Source organism: Streptomyces sp. SID486 (genome assembly GCF_009865385.1).
In the GTDB taxonomy this organism is placed as follows: domain Bacteria; phylum Actinomycetota; class Actinomycetes; order Streptomycetales; family Streptomycetaceae; genus Streptomyces.
The window spans coordinates 1-17909 of the sequence record NZ_WWJT01000140.1 but is presented as its reverse complement, the minus strand read 5'-3'; the positions used below and the strand labels follow the sequence as shown (position 1 = coordinate 17909).

The following is a 17909-nucleotide window of genomic DNA, read 5'->3' as shown; positions in this document are numbered from 1 at the left end:
TGTGGCAGCACCTCTTCTGGTTCTTCGGCCATCCCGAGGTGTACATCATCGCGCTGCCGTTCTTCGGCATCATCAGTGAGGTCATCCCGGTCTTCAGCCGCCGGCCGATCTTCGGTTACATGAACCTGATCGCGGCGACCATCGCGATCGCCGGTCTGTCGGTGACGGTGTGGGCGCACCACATGTACGTCACCGGTGGCGTGCTGCTGCCGTTCTTCTCCTTCATGACCTTCCTCATCGCGGTCCCGACCGGTGTGAAGATCTTCAACTGGATCGCCACCATGTGGAAGGGCTCGCTGTCCTTCGAGACCCCGATGCTGTGGGCCATCGGCTTCCTGATCACCTTCACGTTCGGTGGTCTGACCGGTGTCATCCTGGCCTCGCCGCCGATGGACTTCCACGTCTCCGACTCGTACTTCGTGGTGGCCCACTTCCACTACGTGGTGTTCGGCACGGTCGTGTTCGCGATGTTCTCCGGCTTCCACTTCTGGTGGCCGAAGATGACGGGCAAGATGCTGGACGAGCGGCTCGGCAAGATCACCTTCTGGACGCTGTTCGTCGGCTTCCACGGCACCTTCCTGGTCCAGCACTGGCTGGGGGCCGAGGGCATGCCGCGCCGGTACGCCGACTACCTGGCGGCCGACGGCTTCACCGCCCTGAACACGGTGTCGACCATCAGCTCCTTCCTGCTCGGCCTGTCGATCCTGCCGTTCCTCTACAACGTGTGGAAGACGGCCAAGTACGGCAAGCCGGTCGGCGTGGACGACCCGTGGGGCTACAGCCGCTCGCTGGAGTGGGCGACCTCCTGCCCGCCCCCGCGGCACAACTTCCTCACCCTGCCGCGGATCCGCAGCGAATCCCCGGCGTTCGACCTGCACCACCCTGAGATCGCCGCGCTCGAGCAGCTCGAGAACGTCGGTCCCGCCACCGCCGTCGCTGGCAGCAAGGAGGCCGGCAAGTGAAGATCCAGGGTCGGATGTTCATCTGGCTGAGCGCCTTCATCCTGATCATGGCCATCGTGTATGGCGTGTGGTCGAAGGAGCCGGCCGGTACCACCGCGCTCTTCCTGGCCTTCGGCCTGAGCGTCATGATCGGCTTCTACCTGGGCTTCACCGCCCGGCGGGTCGACGCGGGCGCCCAGGACGACAAGGAGGCCGACGTCGCGGACGACGCGGGCGAGCTGGGCTTCTTCAGCCCGCACAGCTGGCAGCCGCTCATGCTGGGCTTCGGCGGTGCGATCGCCTTCATGAGCATCGCGATCGGCTGGTGGCTGATCTACTTCTCCGCGCCGTTCATCGTGGTCGGCCTGTTCGGCTGGGTGTTCGAGTACTACCACGGCGAGAACCGCACCCAGTAGGGATCGCCGTACGCACCGGGAGCCCGGACCTTCCTGACGGAGGGTCCGGGCTCCCGGCGTTCTCCGGCGCTCCCCGGGCGGGTCCGTCCTTTGCCGGAACGCCTTCCCTCGTACGAGTTACTCACCGCGCCGGTAAGCTCTCCATCTCATAGCGTGATCATATGAACCACATTGCGCGGACCCGCACCGTCGTCAGCTGCACCCTGCTGGTGACCGCCCTCGGTGCGGGCGTCACCGCTTGCGGTTCGGACGGCAACCCCCTGTCGGCCAGGCCGTACGACGCAGCGGACCTGATCTCCTTCAACGGTCCCACCGAGGCAGGGAAGCCAGCCGATCCGGACAAGCCCCTGGAGGTCACCGCCAACAGCGGTGAGGGCCGCATCACGGACGTCACCGCCCAGGACTCCACAGGGCGTTACGTCACGGGCGAACTCGCCGCCGACGGCAGCCGGTGGCACAGCACCTCCCCGTTGGCCGCCAACGCCCATTACACGGTCACGGTGAGCACCGAGGACGAGGACGGCGCCCCCGGCCGCAAGGTCCTCACCTTCGACACCAGCAGACCCACCACCAAGAAGACGCTCGGTGTCACCTTCGGGCCGGGCACGGGCACGTACGGCGTCGGACAGCCCGTCACGGCCCAGCTCGACCAGCCGATCAAGGACAAGGCGCAGCGCGCCGTCGTGGAGCGTGCCCTGAGGGTGGACTCCGTGCCGGCCGTGCCGGGCTCCTGGTACTGGGTGAGCGACAAGGAACTCCACTACCGGCCCAAGGAGTACTGGCCGGCCCACGCGACCATCCAGGTGCACAGCAACCTGGACGGCGTCAAGATCAGCGACCGGCTGTGGGGCGGGAAGTCCAAGGCGCTGAAGCTCACCACGGGTGACCGGGTGGAGGTCGTGACGGACGCCGCCTCACACCAGCTCACGTACTACAAGAACGGCGAGCAGATCGAGCAGATCCCCGTCACCACCGGCAAGCCCGGCTTCGAGACCCGCAACGGGGTCAAGGTCGTCCTGGAGAAGCAGTACTTCGTACGGATGCGCGGCTCCACCGTCGGCATCGCCGAGGGCAGCTCCGACTCCTACGACCTGCCGGTCTACTACGCCACCCGGGTCACCTGGTCCGGCGAGTACGTGCACGCCGCGCCCTGGTCCGTGGGCTCACAGGGCTATGCGAACGTCAGCCACGGCTGCACCGGTATGAGCACGTCCAACGCCGAGTGGTTCTTCGACAACGTCCGCGAGGGCGACATCGTCAAGGTCGTCAACTCCCAGGGCGACCCGATGGAACCCTTCGGCAACGGCTTCGGCGACTGGAACGTCGACTGGGCCAAGTGGCGTACGGGCAGCGCCCTGACCAACGGCACCCCGGACGCCCCGGCGCCCGGGGAAGCGGCGAGAATCCAGCCAGTGGCCCTGTGAGCGCCCTGAGGGGGCGCGGGGAACGCCGCGCGGGGCCCGTACGGGCCCGTACGCGCGCGGCGGCCTCGCGCCCCTTGCGGCTAGGCGCTCAGCAGCCTCTTCCGCCGCAGCAGAGAGGCCAGCGCGGCGGCGAACTCCACGGGGTCCACCGGCAGCGTCACAGCGGCGTCCGCACGGCTCCACGTGGCCAGCCAGGCGTCCTGCGGCCGGCCCATGAGAAGCAGCACCGGCGGGCAGTCGAACACCTCGTCCTTGATCTGCCGGCACACCCCCATGCCCCCCATCGGGGCGGACTCGCCGTCCAGCACGCAGACGTCGATGCCTCCCTTGTCCAGCTCCCGCAGCACCGCGTCGGGAGTCGCGCACTCCACGAACTCCACCAAGGGCGCGTCCGGGGCCGGACGGCGCCCGGTGGCCAGCCGTACTTGCTCGCGGGTGTTGGAGTCGTCGCTGTAGACCAGCACCGTGGCGGTCGGCTGCATTGTTCCTCCGGGACGTCGGCGTCGTACGGACGGGACGGACAGGGCCGTTCGGGCGGATGTTACTCCCATGAACACCACGTCAGCACCGGTTCGGCGGGCGGCAACACTCCGAACGGCACCCCCCGGAGTGAGCGCGAGATAAGCGACCGACATAATGTCGGTCGTGGCGACAGCAACGACAGTAGATACCGGGCACGCGCACCCGTCGGTCAACCGGCCGAACCTCACCAGCGTCGGAACCATCATCTGGCTGAGTTCCGAGCTGATGTTCTTCGCGGCCCTCTTCGCGATGTACTTCACCCTCCGGTCGGTGACCGGACCGGACCACTGGAAGGAGATGGCGCACGCGCTCAACGTGCCCTTCTCCGCGACGAACACCACGATCCTGGTGCTCTCCTCCCTCACCTGCCAGCTCGGCGTGTTCGCGGCCGAGCGCGGCGACGTGAAGAAGCTCCGTGGCTGGTTCATCCTCACCTTCATCATGGGTGCGATCTTCATCGGCGGTCAGATCTACGAGTACACGGAGCTGGTGAAGAAGGACGGCATCTCGCTGTCCTCCGACCCGTACGGCTCGGTGTTCTACCTGACCACCGGCTTCCACGGCCTGCACGTGACGGGCGGCCTCATCGCCTTCCTGCTGGTCCTCGGCCGTACCTACATGGCCAAGAGGTTCACTCACGAGCAGGCGACCGCCGCCATCGTCGTGTCCTACTACTGGCACTTCGTCGATGTCGTCTGGATCGGCCTCTTCGCCACGATCTACCTGATCAAGTAGCCGGGACCGCTCCCGCACATCCAGAAGCACCGACGCAGAAGATCCTGACACCGGGGTAATCCGTGAAAAAGCTCTCCGCACGACGACGCCATCCGCTGGCGGCGGTCGTCGTCCTACTCCTCGCGCTGGCGGCCACTGGGGGGCTGTACGCCGCGTTCGCGCCCGCGAGCAAGGCGCAGGCCGATGAAACCTCCCAGTCCCTGACCATCAAGGAGGGCAAGAAGCTCTACGAGGTCGGCTGCGCCAGCTGCCACGGGACCGGTGGCCAGGGCTCCTCCGACGGCCCGAGCCTCGTCGGCGTGGGTGCAGCCGCTGTCGACTTCCAGGTCAGCACCGGCCGTATGCCCGCCGCCACCTCGCAGGGCGCCCAGGTCCCGAAGAAGAAGAACATCTACACGCAGGCCCAGATCGACCAGCTCGCCGCGTACGTCGCGTCGCTGGGCGCCGGCCCGAGCGTGCCCACCAAGCAGCAGTACGGCCCGGAGGGCGCGGACATCGCCGCCGGCGGTGAGCTGTTCCGCACCAACTGCGCGCAGTGCCACAACTTCACCGGCAAGGGCGGCGCCCTGACCAAGGGCAAGTACGCGCCGAGCCTGGAGGGTGTCGCTCCCAAGCACATCTACGAGGCCATGCAGACGGGCCCGCAGAACATGCCGTCCTTCCCCGACACCACGATGTCGGAGAAGAACAAGAAGGACATCATCGCGTACCTGAACGCGGTCAACGGCAGCCAGACGGAGAACCCGGGTGGCCTGGAGCTGGGCGGCCTCGGGCCGGTCAGTGAGGGTCTGTTCGCCTGGATCTTCGGCCTCGGCGCGCTGATCGCGGTCGCCGTCTGGGTCGCCGCTCGGACCGCAAAGGCCAAGAAGTCATGAGTAGCCAAGACATTCCAGAAGAGAACCTGCCCGCTGAGCAGGACCACGCCCACGGCGCGGTAGGGATCGCGGACGAGGAGAACCCGTTCGCCGACCCGGGGCTGCCGCCGCACGAGCACCGGATCCAGGACGTCGACGAGCGGGCCGCCAAGCGGTCCGAGCGCATGGTCGCCCTGCTGTTCACGGTGTCGATGCTGGCCACCATCGGCTTCATCGTCGCGTACCTGGTGATCCCGAACGACAAGTCGATCTTCGTCTTCCCGATCGGTCACCTCAGCGCGATGAACTTCACGCTGGGTCTGACCCTCGGCGTGGCGCTGTTCTGCATCGGCGCGGGCGCGGTCCACTGGGCCCGCACCCTGATGTCCGACGTCGAGGTCGCCGACGAGCGTCACCCGATCGAGGCCCCCGCGGACGTCCGGGCGAAGGTGCACGCGGACTTCCGCCAGGGCGCCAAGGAGTCGGCGCTCGGCCGCCGCAAGCTGATCCGCAACACGATGTTCGGCGCGCTGGCCCTGGTGCCGCTCTCCGGCGTCATGCTGCTCGGCGGCCTGGGCCCGGCGCCCGGCACCAAGCTCCGGCACACGATGTGGGCCAAGGGCAAGCGCCTGGTCAACATGAACACGAACCAGCCGCTGCGTCCCGAGGACGTCGCCGTCGGCTCCCTCACCTTCGCCAAGCCCGACGGCCTGGAGGAGAAGTCCGAGGAGTTCCAGACGGAGATCGCCAAGGCCGCCCTGATGATCGTCCGGCTGCAGCCGGGCAACATCAAGGACAAGCGCGAGCTCGACTGGTCGCACGAGGGCATCGTCGCCTTCTCGAAGATCTGCACCCACGTGGGCTGCCCGATCTCGCTGTACGAGCAGCAGACGCACCACGTGCTCTGCCCGTGCCACCAGTCCACCTTCGACCTCTCCGACGGCGCCCGAGTGATCTTCGGTCCCGCCGGCCACGCCCTGCCGCAGCTGCGCATCGGTGTGGACAGTGAGGGTTACCTCCAGGCTCTCGGCGACTTCGAGGAGCCCGTCGGTCCTGCATTCTGGGAGCGCGGATGAGTACTGCACCGAACGAAACGCCCTCGTCCGCCGCGGCGGGCCGCTCTCGCGGTAAGGCACCGGCCGGCGAGCGTGTCGCCGACTGGGCCGACGGCCGGCTCGGGATCTACTCCCTGGCCAAGTCCAACATGCGCAAGATCTTCCCCGACCACTGGTCGTTCATGCTGGGCGAAGTGTGCATGTACAGCTTCATCATCATCATCCTGACGGGTGTGTACCTGACGCTGTTCTTCCACCCGTCGATGAACGAGGTGGAGTACCACGGCTCATACGTCCCGCTCCAGGGACAGCTGATGTCCGAGGCGTTCAACTCGACCCTGCACATCTCCTTCGACGTGCGCGGTGGTCTGCTCATCCGGCAGATCCACCACTGGGCCGCGCTGATCTTCCTCGCCGGCATGTTCGTGCACATGATGCGCGTGTTCTTCACCGGCGCGTTCCGCAAGCCGCGTGAGATCAACTGGCTGTTCGGCTTCCTGCTGTTCGTCCTCGGCATGTTCACCGGCTTCACCGGTTACTCGCTCCCGGACGACCTGCTCTCCGGCACCGGTGTCCGCTTCATGGAGGGCGCGATCCTGTCCGTGCCGATCGTCGGCACGTACCTGTCGTTCTTCCTGTTCGGCGGGGAGTTCCCCGGTCACGACTTCGTCGCCCGGTTCTACTCGATCCACATCCTGCTGCTGCCGGGCATCATGCTCGGCCTGATGGTGGCGCACCTGATCCTGGTCTTCTACCACAAGCACACGCAGTACGCGGGTCCCGGGAAGACCGAGAAGAACGTCGTCGGCATGCCGCTGCTGCCGGTGTACATGGCGAAGGCCGGAGGCTTCTTCTTCCTGGTCTTCGGTGTCATCGCGGCCATCGCGGCGGTCGCCCAGATCAACCCGATCTGGGCCATGGGCCCCTACCGTCCGGACCAGGTGTCCACCGGCGCCCAGCCCGACTGGTACATGGGCTTCGCCGAGGGTCTGATCCGCTTCATGCCGGGCTGGGAGATCAACCTCTGGGGCCACACGCTGGTCCTGGGCGTGTTCATCCCGCTGGTGCTCTTCCCGGCGGTCCTCGCCGTGATCGCGGTGTACCCGTTCATCGAGTCCTGGGTCACCGGCGACAAGAGCGAGCACCACATCCTGGACCGCCCGCGCAACGCCCCGACCCGTACCGCGTTCGGTGTCGCCTGGGTCACGATCTACATGATCACCCTGGTCGGCGGCGGCAACGACCTGTGGGCCACGCACTTCCACCTGTCGATCAACGCCGTCACCTGGTTCGTCCGGATCTTCTTCTTCGCCGGACCGGTCATCGCGTTCATCGTGACCAAGCGGATCTGCCTGGGTCTGCAGCGCCGCGACCGCGACAAGGTGCTGCACGGCCGCGAGACCGGCATCATCAAGCGCCTGCCGCACGGTGAGTTCATCGAGGTGCACGAGCCGCTCAGCCAGGAGCAGCTGCACACCCTCACCTCGCACCACCAGTACGAGCCGGCCGAGATCGGCCCGACGGTCGACGAGAACGGTGTCGAGCGGAAGGTGCCCGCCACGCAGAAGCTGCGGGCGAAGCTGTCCAACAGCTACTACGGCGAGGACAGCCAGATCCCGAAGCCGACCGTCGAGGAGTACAAGGAGATCACGAGCGGCCACGGCCACCACTGATCCCCGCGTCGCCACGCCACGCTGAAGGGCCCCGTCCTCCCCGCGCTCGAAAGAGCAGGGGGTGCCCCATCCCGGACGGGGCCCTTCGCCGTGCCCCGGGCTGGATAGGGTGGTGCACGACGTTTCGAGACTGTCTACGAGGAGCGGCTGATGAGCGCTGTGACCCCCGCTGGAGGCGACACCGCGGCGGGCCGCTCCTGGCCCGCTCTGCTGAACGGCCTGCTGGAGGGCCGTGACCTGTCCGCCGACGACACCGCCTGGGCGATGGACCTGATCATGCGCGGGGAGGCGACCGACGCCCAGATCGCCGGTTTCATGGTGGCGCTGCGGGCCAAGGGCGAGACGGTCGAGGAGATCACCGGGCTCGTGCGGACGATGTACGCACACGCCAACGTGATCGAGGTGCCCGGCCCGGCCGTGGACATCGTCGGCACCGGCGGCGACGGCGCCAAGACGGTGAACATCTCCACCATGTCCTCGATCGTCGTCGCCGGCACGGGCGCGAAGGTCGTCAAGCACGGCAACCGTGCCGCGTCCTCCGCCTCCGGCTCCTCCGACGTCCTGGAGAAGCTCGGGATCAACCTGAACCTGACCCCGCGGCGGGTCGCCGAGGTCGCCGAGGAAGCCGGCATCACCATCTGCTTCGCGGTGCGCTTCCACCCCTCCCTGCGGCACGTCGCCGCGGCCCGCTCCCAGCTCGGCATCCGCACCACCTTCAACGTGCTCGGTCCGCTGACCAACCCGGCCCAGGTGCGGTCGCAGGCGGTCGGTGTGGCCGACCCGCGGATGGCGCCCATCGTGGCCGGTGTCCTCGCCGAGCGCGGCAACTCCTCCCTGGTCTTCCGGGGCGACGACGGCCTGGACGAACTGACCGTCACCGCGGCCTCCAGGGTGTGGGTGGTCCGCGACGGCAAGGTCACCGAGGAGGTCTTCGACCCGCGGGACGTCGGCATCGGCCTCGTCCCCGTGGAGGCCCTGCGCGGCGCCGACGCGGCCTACAACGCCCAGGTCGCCCGCCGGCTGCTGGACGGCGAGCAGGGGGCCGTACGGGACGCCGTGCTGCTGAACTCGGCGGCGGCGCTGGTGGCGCTGCGGCCGACGGACGCGCCGTTCGCCGAGCAGATCCGCGCGGGCATCGCGCAGGCCGCCGAGTCGATCGACTCGGGCGCGGCCAGGCGCTCGCTGGAACGCTGGGTGGCGGCCAGCAACGCCTGAGCCCCACCGGGAGTCGTCCCGCGATCCGGACACGGGTTGCGGGGCGACGATCATCTCGCGTACGTTCCTGTACCAGGTCATGAGTGACAGTCATGAGGCCCCGGCCGACTGTCCGGCAACCCTCCGTCCGTGGCGGGGTGCCCCGGGTGAAGACCAGGCCGTGGACAGCAAGGTCCACGGCAAGCGCGGATCCCTCACGAACCCGGGGATCCTGGTCGTCGAGGAGTCTTCCGTGAGCAAGCGAATGCGTTAGGGCCGCAGAGCCCCGCCTCCGCACACCCCTTTCTCTTCCTCGCCTTCTCTCACGTCCTCACGGGAGTCCCGCCATGTCTGTCTCCACCGCTGCCTGCGACCAGTCCGTTTGCACCCCTCTGCCCGTTCTGGGGCGAGATGTCACCGTCCCGCTGGTCACCGGTGGCGAAGTGACCTACGCGGCCCTCGACTACGCGGCCAGCGCCCCCGCCCTCCAGCGCGTCTGGGACGACGTCGCCGCGTACGCCCCCTACTACGGCAGCGTCCACCGCGGTGCCGGCTACCTCTCCCAGCTCTCCACCGACCTGTTCGAGAACGCCCGTGGCACCGTCGCCGAGTTCCTCGGCTGCCGCCCGGCCGACCAGGTGGTCTTCACCCGCTCCACCACCGACTCCCTCAACCTGCTGGCCCGCGCGCTTCCGGCCGGCTGCCAGGTCTTCGTCTTCGAGACCGAGCACCACGCCTCCCTGCTGCCCTGGCAGGACGCGGACGTCACCTACCTCGACGCCCCGCGCACCCCCCGGCAGGCCGTGGAGACCCTGGAGCGGGCCCTCGCCGACCGCGACCCCCACGGCCCGGCCCTGGTCTGCGTCACCGGCGCCTCCAACGTCACCGGCGAGCTGTGGCCGGTACGCGAACTGGCCGCCGCCGCGCACGCCCACGGCGCCCGGATCGTCCTCGACGCCGCCCAGCTGGTCCCGCACCACCCCGTCGACGTCAGTGACCTGGACGTCGACTGGATCGCGTTCTCCGGGCACAAGCTGTACGCCCCCTTCGGCTCCGGTGTCCTCGCGGGCCGCGCCGACTGGCTCCGGGCGGCCGAGCCGTACCTCGCGGGCGGCGGCGCCAGCCGCAAGGTCAGCCGCCGGCAGGACGGCGGTGTCGACGTCGAGTGGCACGACAGCGCCGCCCGCCACGAGGCCGGCTCCCCGAACGTCATCGGCGTCCACTCCATCGCGTCGGCCTGCAAGGCGCTCACCGAGGCCGGCTGGGACACCCTGGTCGCCCGCGAGCAGCACCTCGTCCGCGCGGTCCGCGAGGGCCTGGCCGAGGTCCCCGAGGTGCGGATCCTCTCCCTCTTCGGCGACGACGCCCCGCGCGTCGGCGTCATCTCCTTCGTCGTCGAGGGCTGGAACAGCTCCCACTTCGCCGCCGCGCTCTCCGCCGAGTACGGCATCGGCGTCCGCGACGGCCTGTTCTGCGCCCACCCGCTGGTCCGCACCCTGCTCGGCACCGACCCGCAGACCCAGGGCGAGTGCGGCGCCCCCGAGGCGGCGCCGGGGGAGAAGTCCCTCAACGCCATCCGGGTGAGCTTCGGCGCGGGCACCCCGGACGAGCACGTCGAGCGGTTCGTCAAGGCCGTCAAGGAGCTGGTCCGGGACGGCGCCAAGTGGCGGTACCGCACGGAGGAGGGCCGCTGCGTCCCCGCCGTGTGAACCTGCGCACGCGGCGGACACCGGGGCCCGGATAACCTCCCCCTGACACCACATCGGACAGGGGGACCCCGGAGTGCAGCCGCTGCGCGCCACCGATCCGCGCCACATCGGCCCGTACGACGTCACGCACCGGCTCGGCGCGGGCGGCATGGGCGAGGTCTACCTCGCCCGCTCCCGCGGCGGACCGCGGCTGGCGGTGAAGGTGGTGCGGACCGAGCACGCCGAGGACCGCACCTTCCGCGCCCGCTTCCGCCACGAGGTCCGCGCCGCGCAGACCGTCGGCGGCGCGGGCACGTACACCGCGCGGGTCGTGGACGCCGATACCGAGGCCGAACGGCCCTGGATGGCGACGGAGTTCGTGCCCGGCCCGAATCTGCGGGACGCCGTCCTGGACCACGGCGCGCTGCCCGGACCCGCGGTGCGGATCCTCGCCGCCTCGCTCGGCGAGGCACTGGCCGCCATCCACGCCAAGGGCCTGGTGCACCGCGACCTGAAGCCGTCCAACATCCTGCTGGGCCCGGACGGCCCCCGGGTCATCGACTTCGGGATCGTGCGGGCACTCGAGGCCACCTCGCTGACCCGCACCGGCGCGGTCGTCGGCTCGGTCGGCTACGTCTCGCCGGAACAGATCCGCAACGGCGGCCAGGTCGGCCCGCCGAGCGACGTCTTCTCCCTCGGCGCGGTCCTCGCCTACGCGGCGGCCGGCCGCGAGCCGTTCGGCGAGGGCCAGGACTCGGTGGTCCTGCTGCGCATCCTCACCCGCGACTTCGACCTGTCCGGCGTACCGGGGGCGATCCGGCCGCTGGTGACGGCCTGTCTGCGCGAGGACCCGCTGGAGCGGCCGGAGCCGGCGGAGGTGGTGGCGGCCGCGGGGTTCACCCCGGACACGCTGCGCACCGGCGTCCGCCCGGGCTGGTACGGCCCCGCCGCCGGCCCCCGCCCGACCCCCGACGACCGCCCCAGCGGCGTGGAGTACCTCTCACCCGCCCTCGTCCCCGCGACCGCCCCCGCCTCGGCCCCCGGGACGCCCGCGACCCCGGCACCGGCGACCGCACCCGCCCCCGTGACCGCTCCCGAGCCGGAAGCAGTCGCGGATGCCGCAGCTCCCGCGCCCGAAGCAGTCGCGGATGCCACCACGCCCGCGCCCGAAGCAGTCGCGGATGCCACCACGCCCGCGCCCGGAGCCGTATCCGACCCTGCGTCCGGAGCCGTGTCCGCGCCCGTCCCCGAGGCCGCCGCGTCCGCCCCCGCCCCCGCCCCCGCCCCCGAAACCGTGCCCGAGGCAGTTGCGGCCTCCGCCGCTCCCGTCGGTCCTGCCGCTCCCGCCGGATCCACGGTTGCCGTCGGCCGGCCGGGGCCCGTCGCTCCCGGCCGCCGGCGGCTCCTGGTGACCCTCGCGGGCGGCGCGGTCGCCGTCGGCGGTGTGGTGGGCGGTGGCCGGCTGCTGAAGTGGGGCTACTCCACCGAGGGCGAGGGCATGAGCGGCAGCTACCAGGCGCCCGACGCGTCGGACCCCGGCATGACGGCCGTCCCCGCCGCCGCCCGGTCCGCCGTGCTGCGCTGGCAGTACGACCTCGGCGGGATCGGCGGTCTGGACGGCGCCTGCTGCGCCCTCTCGCCGGACGGTTCCGTCGTCTACGCCGGCACCTCGGGCGGTGTCCTGCACGCCATCTCCCGCAACGGCTCCAAGCGCTGGAAGGTCCGGCTCGGCGACGACGTCTCCACCCCCGTGGTCACCCGGGACGCGATCTACTGCGTGGTGCGCCTGCACGCCGACGACGTGCGCAGGCTGACCGCGGTGAGCCTCACCGGCAGCCCGCTGTGGACCCGCACCCTCGGCGGCCCGGCCTACGCCGTCCCCGTGCCGCTCGGCTCCGACGTCCTCGTCTCCGTCGGCGGCACGGACGCCGGCGGACTGCGCCGCTACGCCCCGGACGGCAGTGAGCGGTGGACCGCCCCGACCCCGGCCGGACCCACCGGCACACCCCTCGTCTCGGGCGAGGTGATCTGCACGGGCAGCTACGGCGACACGCTGCTGGCGCTGGACGCGCGGACCGGAGCGCGCACGTGGCAGGTGTCCGCGGGCCCCGACGTCACGGCCGTCGCCCTGGCCGGCAGCACCGTCTTCACGCACACCCCCGCCACGCGCCAGGGCTTCCGGGTCACGGACGGCCGGCGGCTGTGGCGCAGGGAGGACGATGCGGGGGTGCTCACCGCGGGCACCCGGACGCTGGCCGTCGGCACGGACTCGGCGACGGTGTACGCGGTCCGGGCGGCCGACGGCACCCTGGCCTGGACGTACGGCCTCGCGGGCGAACCCCGCGCGGTGGTGGCCGGCGACACCGTGTACGCGCGTGCGGCCGACCGGGTCTGGGCCCTGGACCTGAACGGGAGGAAACGCTGGAGCGCGGCCCTCGGCCGGGACGCGGGCGACGACCAGCACACCCCGGTGGTCCGCGGCGGCCGCCTCTACGTCTCCTCGGGCAGCGGCATCGCGGCCGTCGATCTGGACGGCTAGTTGTCGAGGCCGATCGCGAACGCGGCCTCCAGGTCGTGCTGGGAGTAGGTGCGGAAGGCGACGTGGGTGTCCGTCGCCTCCACACCCGGGATCTTGCTGATCCGGCCCGGGATGACCTCGGCGAGGTCCTCGTGCTGCCGGACCCGGACCATGGCGATGAGGTCGTAGGTGCCGGTGACCGAGAAGACCTCGGTGATGCCCTCCAGCGCGGCGATGCGCTCAGCGATCTCGGGGATCCGGTCCACACTGGTCTTGATCAGGACGATCGCGGTGATCACGGCTGTGTCTCTCCCTCGGTGACCGGAGCTGGGGCGGCTTTCACTCTAGCCCGCCCGTCTCCCCCCCACCGCCCTTCCAAGGCCGCCCTCCGGGCCTTCCCCTTTCCCGTCTCCCCCCACCGCCCTTCCAAGGCGCCCCCTCAGGCTCGTCCCCCGGCCGTAGCGCATCCACGCGTAGCCGAAGCCCAGGCCGAACCCCACCAGGTGGGCCAGATAGGCCACCCCGGGCCCGTCGGAGGCCGCCTGCCCGGCCGCCAGCCATTGCAGGGCCGCCCAGAACGGCAGCACGATCCACGCCGGGAAGCGCAGCGGCAGGAAGAACAGGAACGGCAGAAGACTGGTCACGCGCGCGTGGGGGAACAGGTAGAGGAACGCTCCGAGGACCGCCGAGATCGCCCCGGAGGCGCCGACCAGCGACTGCTCGGAGCCGGCGTTGGCCGCCGCGTAGCCCAGCAGGGCGAGACAGCCGCAGCCGACGTAGAACAGGGTGAACTCCACCCGGCCCATCCGTTCCTCGGTCATCGCCCCGAAGACGAAGAGGAAGAGCATGTTGCCGAGCAGATGCACCCAGCTGCCGTGCACGAACAGGGCGGTGGCCGGGGTGAGGGCGGCGCCGGCCGGTCCGTCGAACAGCTCGGCGGGGACCACGCCCCAGCGCCGGAAGTACGCCCGCTGCGCGGCGAGCAGCGCGTCCCCGGAGCCGTACCCGGGGATCAGCCCGGAGGCCGGCCCCAGGGCGAAGAGCAGGCAGCACAGGACGATGAGGCCGTACGTCACGGGCGCCGAGGTCCCCCGGACCGTTCTGAGTGTCCTGCCGGCCGCCGTGCTCCAGGTGCTGATCATGACTACAGAGCATGACGTAACGGGACGCAAGCTGACAGACCGCCTCGCCGCCGTGGGCGGACGGGCGGCGAGTCCCCGCCAGGCCGTAGGGTTACCACCCACACGCGTCGGGATCGGCGCGGACGGACACGAGAAGGAAGCGGACGGTCACCATGACGGTTCCTCTGCCGACGGCCACGACACGGTGGCGCTGCACCCTGTGCGGCAACCTCACGCGGTTCGACGTGACCCGCTCGTCGAAGGTCGTCGAGTACGTCCACCTCGACCTCGCGGGGGAGCCGACGGTGGAGGAGCGCGAGGTGGTCAGTGAGACCATCGAGTCGGTGCGGTGCCGCTGGTGCAACGCGGTGGACCAGGTGGAACTCGTGGACAGGCCGGGCGCCGGCTCCTGAGCGGAGCGGCCCCGCAGAGGCTCATTCGGTATTGGGGTGTGACGGATGGTGGAGACCACAGGCGGGGGGCCGGGCGACGGCACCGCTGAGGTGCTTGACCGTCCGCTGCCCGACGGCGTGCGCCGGCGCATCGTGCAGATCGTCTCGGACGGCTTCGGCGGCCTGACCGTGGCGGAGCTTCCCGCCCAGCTGAGACAGTACGCCCGGTTCGCCCCCAACCGCCGGGCGAAGTTCGCCGGGAACGCGATGGCGGCCGCGCTGGAGACCGACCCGCTGTTCCGGCAGCGGATCGGGGAGAAGTTCCGGGAGGCGCAAGCCGAACTCGCCGGTGCCCTCGACTCCGGCGCCCCGCCCCCGGCCGCGGACCCGCTCGACGTGGCGGCCGCGGCCTACGTGCTGCGCCCGCCGGGCTGGGTGAAGCTGGTCACCGCGGCCGGCGAGGAGGCCCAGCGCGCGGACGCCGAACGGGCCGACGAGGAGAGCCGCGCGGAGCTGGAGCGGCTGCGCGCCGAGCTGGCGCAGGCCCGGGACCACACCCGCGCCGAGACCGAACGGCTGCGCGCCGAGCTGGAGTCGGCGAAGAAGGAGACGGAATCGCTGCACCGCAAGCTGCGTTCGGCGGTCAGCGACGTCAGACGCGGCGAGGCCGCGCTGCGCAAGCTGCACGCCGAGGCCGACACCGCGCGCGCCGAGGCGCAGGCGCAGGTGTCGGCCGCGGAGAGCGAGTCCCGGCGGCTCAAGGCCCGCCTGGGGGAGGCCGAGGCCGCCCTGGAAGCCACCCGCCGGGCGGCCCGCGAGGGCCGCAGCGTGGAGGACGTGCGGGTGCGGCTGCTGCTCGACACCCTGCTGGACGCGGCCCAGGGGCTGCGGCGGGAACTCGCCCTGCCCCCGGTGTCGGTGCGGCCGGCCGAGACCGTGGACGCGGTCGAACCGGGACGCATGACCCCCAAGGACATCGCTGCCCGCGCCCTGTCCGAGAACGATCCGGCCATTCTCGACCAGCTCCTGGCGCTGCCGCAGGCGCACCTGGTCGTGGACGGCTACAACGTGACCAAGACCGGCTATCCGCAGATGCCGCTGGAGAAGCAGCGGCTCAGGCTGCTGGGCCAGCTGTCCGCGCTCGCCGCACAGACCGGGGCCGAGGTGACGTGTGTCTTCGACGGCGCCGAACTGGCCGCGCCGGTGCTGCTCGCGCCGCCGCGCGGGGTGCGGGTGCTGTTCTCCAAGCCGGGCGTCACGGCCGACGAGCTGATCCGTCAGCTGGTGCGCGCCGAGCCGCCGGGGCGTCCGGTCATCGTCGCCTCCACCGACCGGGAGGTGGCCGACGGCGTCGCCAAGGCCGGTGCCCGGCCGGTGGCCTCCGCGGTGCTTCTCAAGCGGCTGTCCTGAACGCCCAACGGACACCACTGATGCCCGAATTGGGCGTAACGTCACGCAACGTAGTGTCAATCGCGCATCACGGGATGTGAGTTGTGTGCAAAGAATGCATTGCGTGACGGGATTTTTCGGTGTGAGGATTTGAACTGATCACAACTAGGTCACTAGGGTCTGGGCTCGAACCTCCGAACGGGTGATCACTCACAAGAAGGAGTTCGTCCTCCGTGGCGTCCCACCGTCGACCCAAGCAGCCGAGCCGCACTCGCGTGACCGTGCTCACCACCGCTGCCGCAGCTGCCGTCGCGCTCAGCGCCAACGCCGCCAACGCCGCGCCGAGCGAGAAGCTCGGCAAGGACGAGGTCAAGGCCAAGGTCGACAAGCTCTACGAGCAGGCCGAGCAGGCGACCGAGAAGTACAACGGCGCCAAGGAGAAGCAGCAGAAGCTGCAGAAGGAAGTCTCCACGATCCAGGACAACGTCGCCCGCGGCCAGGAGGAGCTGAACAAGCTGCGCGACGGCCTGGGTTCGCTGGCCACCGCCCAGTACCGCTCCGGCGGCATCGACGCCTCCGTCCAGCTGTTCCTGTCCTCCGACCCGGACGACTACCTCGACAAGGCGTCCACGCTGGACCAGTTGAGCAGCCAGCAGGTCGACGCGCTGAAGAAGATCCAGGACAAACAGCGCGAACTCGCCCAGGAGCGGGCCGAGGCCACGGAGAAGCTCAAGGACCTCTCGGCCACCCGCACCGAGCTGGGCAACAAGAAGAAGGAAGTCCAGGGCAAGCTCGCCGAGGCGCAGAAGCTCCTGAACACCCTGACCGCCAAGGAGAAGCAGCAGCTCGCCGAGCAGCAGCAGCGCGCCAACCGCTCCTCCAGCGAGCGCGTGGACCTCGGTGACACCCCGCCGGCCTCCGGCCGCGCCTCGGCCGCGTTCGCCGCCGCGCAGAGCCAGATCGGCAAGCCGTACGTCTACGGCGCCACCGGCCCCTCCTCCTTCGACTGCTCGGGCCTGACCTCCTGGGCCTACGCCCAGGCCGGCGTGTCGATCCCGCGCACCTCCGAGGCGCAGGCGGGCATCGGCACCCGCATCGGCATGAGCGACCTGAAGGTCGGCGACCTGGTGTTCTTCTACGGCGACCTGCACCACGTCGGCCTGTACGCAGGCAACGGCCAGGTGCTGCACGCCCCGCACACCGGCGCCGTGGTCCGCTACGAGGCCATCGGCAACATGCCCTTCCAGTTCGGCGTCCGGGTCTGATCCAGGCCCCCCACGAGGACACGGTGGCGCCCGAACGGGCGAATCACCGAAACCGAAACTGACTGCCCGCCCCGCCGGTGACCTGCGTCAGCGGCGGGGCGTCACTGTGTGTTGACTCCGAGGTCTTTGGCCCGGACCCGTCCGCACGGCTACTGTCTGCCGCGTTTCCCCGGCGGCCGAGGCCTCCCCGTCCCCGGGCGCCGGGGGAACGGTCTGTGTCCGCCAGCAGAAGGACTGCCGTGGGGTCCCATCGCCGCCTTGCACCGTCGTCCGGATTCGACCGGGGCGCCGCCGCCGCCCTGTGCGCGCTGTCGGCCGCGGCCGCCGCGCTCGGCGCCGTACCGGCGCAGGCGGTGCCGGACACCGGCACCCGCGCCGAGGTGGACCGCCTGTACCTGGAGGCCGAGAAGGCGACCCAGGCGTACGACAAGGCCGACGAGCACGCCGGCGAGCTGCGCCAGGAGATCCGCACCGCCCAGGACCACATCGCCCGGCAGCAGCAGCGGGTCAACGACCTGCGTGGGCAGCTCGGTTCGCTGGCCGGGGCCCAGTACCGCGCCGGCGGCATCGATCCGGCCGTCGCCCTGCTCTTCTCCGCCGACCCCGACGAGTACCTGGACAAGGCGTCCACGCTGGACCGCATCGGTGCCCGGCAGGCGGTCCGGCTCAAGGAACTCCAGGCCACGATGCGGGAGCTCGCCCAGGAGCGCGCCCGGGCGGCC

At 70.6% G+C, this 17909-nt stretch carries 16 protein-coding genes, 1 pseudogene and 1 riboswitch; of the genes and pseudogenes, 14 read left to right on the top strand and 3 right to left on the bottom strand.

Annotated features, from left to right (window positions below; genetic code table 11):
• From GT045_RS06915 to GT045_RS06905, 3 genes are all read left to right on the top strand, one after another.
• Nucleotides 1–962 (top strand): cbb3-type cytochrome c oxidase subunit I (locus GT045_RS06915; protein WP_202527387.1); only part of this gene is annotated, 962 nt, incomplete at its 5' end.
• Nucleotides 959–1357 (top strand): cytochrome c oxidase subunit 4, encoded by a 399-nt coding sequence (locus tag GT045_RS06910; RefSeq protein WP_161298029.1) that lies wholly within the window; start codon nt 959–961, stop codon nt 1355–1357. The genes GT045_RS06915 and GT045_RS06910, both read left to right, overlap by 4 nt.
• Before the next feature lie 161 nt (nt 1358–1518).
• Entirely contained in the window at nt 1519–2781 is a 1263-nt protein-coding gene (locus GT045_RS06905) for an Ig-like domain-containing protein (protein WP_161298030.1), read from the top strand.
• A gap of 80 nt (nt 2782–2861) precedes the next feature.
• On the opposite strand, the gene GT045_RS06900 is transcribed toward GT045_RS06905, so the two are convergent.
• Nucleotides 2862–3263, bottom strand: coding sequence for a response regulator (locus tag GT045_RS06900; RefSeq protein WP_161333615.1), 402 nt, complete (start codon nt 3261–3263; stop codon nt 2862–2864).
• Nucleotides 3264–3417: 154 nt separating this feature from the next.
• On the opposite strand from GT045_RS06900, the gene GT045_RS06895 reads away from it, so the two are divergent.
• The 7 genes from GT045_RS06895 to GT045_RS06865 all read left to right on the top strand — a co-directional run bounded on the left by GT045_RS06895 (nt 3418) and on the right by GT045_RS06865 (nt 13041).
• Nucleotides 3418–4038, top strand: coding sequence for a heme-copper oxidase subunit III (locus GT045_RS06895; protein WP_161298032.1), 621 nt, complete (start codon nt 3418–3420; stop codon nt 4036–4038).
• 62 nt (nt 4039–4100) lie between these two features.
• Nucleotides 4101–4913 (top strand): c-type cytochrome, encoded by an 813-nt coding sequence (locus GT045_RS06890; RefSeq protein ID WP_161298033.1) that lies wholly within the window; start codon nt 4101–4103, stop codon nt 4911–4913.
• Entirely contained in the window at nt 4910–5968 is a 1059-nt protein-coding gene (locus GT045_RS06885; protein WP_161298034.1) for a Rieske 2Fe-2S domain-containing protein, read from the top strand. Before GT045_RS06890 ends, GT045_RS06885 begins: the two co-directional genes overlap by 4 nt.
• Nucleotides 5965–7620, top strand: coding sequence for a cytochrome bc complex cytochrome b subunit (locus GT045_RS06880; protein ID WP_161298035.1), 1656 nt, complete (start codon nt 5965–5967; stop codon nt 7618–7620). Before GT045_RS06885 ends, GT045_RS06880 begins: the two co-directional genes overlap by 4 nt.
• 150 nt (nt 7621–7770) lie before the next feature.
• The gene (gene trpD / locus GT045_RS06875) at nt 7771–8835 is read left to right on the top strand and encodes an anthranilate phosphoribosyltransferase (RefSeq protein ID WP_161298283.1); all 1065 of its coding nucleotides are present in this window, start codon (nt 7771–7773) and stop codon (nt 8833–8835) included.
• Between the two features lie 75 nt (nt 8836–8910).
• Nucleotides 8911–9027: riboswitch (SAM riboswitch) on the top strand.
• A 134-nt stretch (nt 9028–9161) separates the two neighbouring features.
• On the top strand, nt 9162–10523 hold the full coding sequence (locus tag GT045_RS06870) for an aminotransferase class V-fold PLP-dependent enzyme (RefSeq protein WP_161333614.1): 1362 nt from the start codon (nt 9162–9164) through the stop codon (nt 10521–10523).
• A gap of 73 nt (nt 10524–10596) precedes the next feature.
• A complete protein-coding gene (locus GT045_RS06865) occupies nt 10597–13041 on the top strand; it encodes a serine/threonine-protein kinase (RefSeq protein WP_161333613.1) in 2445 nt (814 codons plus the stop codon).
• Here the strand turns inward: GT045_RS06865 and GT045_RS06860 are convergent.
• Nucleotides 13038–13319, bottom strand: coding sequence for an Lrp/AsnC ligand binding domain-containing protein (locus tag GT045_RS06860; RefSeq protein WP_161290532.1), 282 nt, complete (start codon nt 13317–13319; stop codon nt 13038–13040). The two genes, GT045_RS06865 and GT045_RS06860, sit on opposite strands and share 4 nt — an antisense overlap.
• Before the next feature lie 45 nt (nt 13320–13364).
• Nucleotides 13365–14162 carry a rhomboid family intramembrane serine protease gene (locus tag GT045_RS06855; RefSeq protein WP_237538394.1) on the bottom strand — a complete coding sequence of 266 codons (798 nt, stop codon included), beginning with the start codon at nt 14160–14162 and terminating at the stop codon, nt 13365–13367.
• A 152-nt stretch (nt 14163–14314) separates the two neighbouring features.
• On the opposite strand from GT045_RS06855, the gene GT045_RS06850 reads away from it, so the two are divergent.
• From GT045_RS06850 to GT045_RS06835, 4 genes and pseudogenes are all read left to right on the top strand, one after another.
• Complete coding sequence (locus tag GT045_RS06850) at nt 14315–14554, top strand: hypothetical protein (protein WP_014672226.1); 240 nt, start codon at nt 14315–14317, stop codon at nt 14552–14554.
• A 45-nt stretch (nt 14555–14599) separates the two neighbouring features.
• On the top strand, nt 14600–15943 hold the full coding sequence (locus GT045_RS06845) for an NYN domain-containing protein (RefSeq protein ID WP_161333612.1): 1344 nt from the start codon (nt 14600–14602) through the stop codon (nt 15941–15943).
• A gap of 212 nt (nt 15944–16155) precedes the next feature.
• Nucleotides 16156–17187 carry a C40 family peptidase gene (locus GT045_RS06840; RefSeq protein WP_161333611.1) on the top strand — a complete coding sequence of 344 codons (1032 nt, stop codon included), beginning with the start codon at nt 16156–16158 and terminating at the stop codon, nt 17185–17187.
• A gap of 239 nt (nt 17188–17426) precedes the next feature.
• A pseudogene (locus GT045_RS06835) lies at nt 17427–17909 on the top strand (hypothetical protein); the annotation flags it as partial.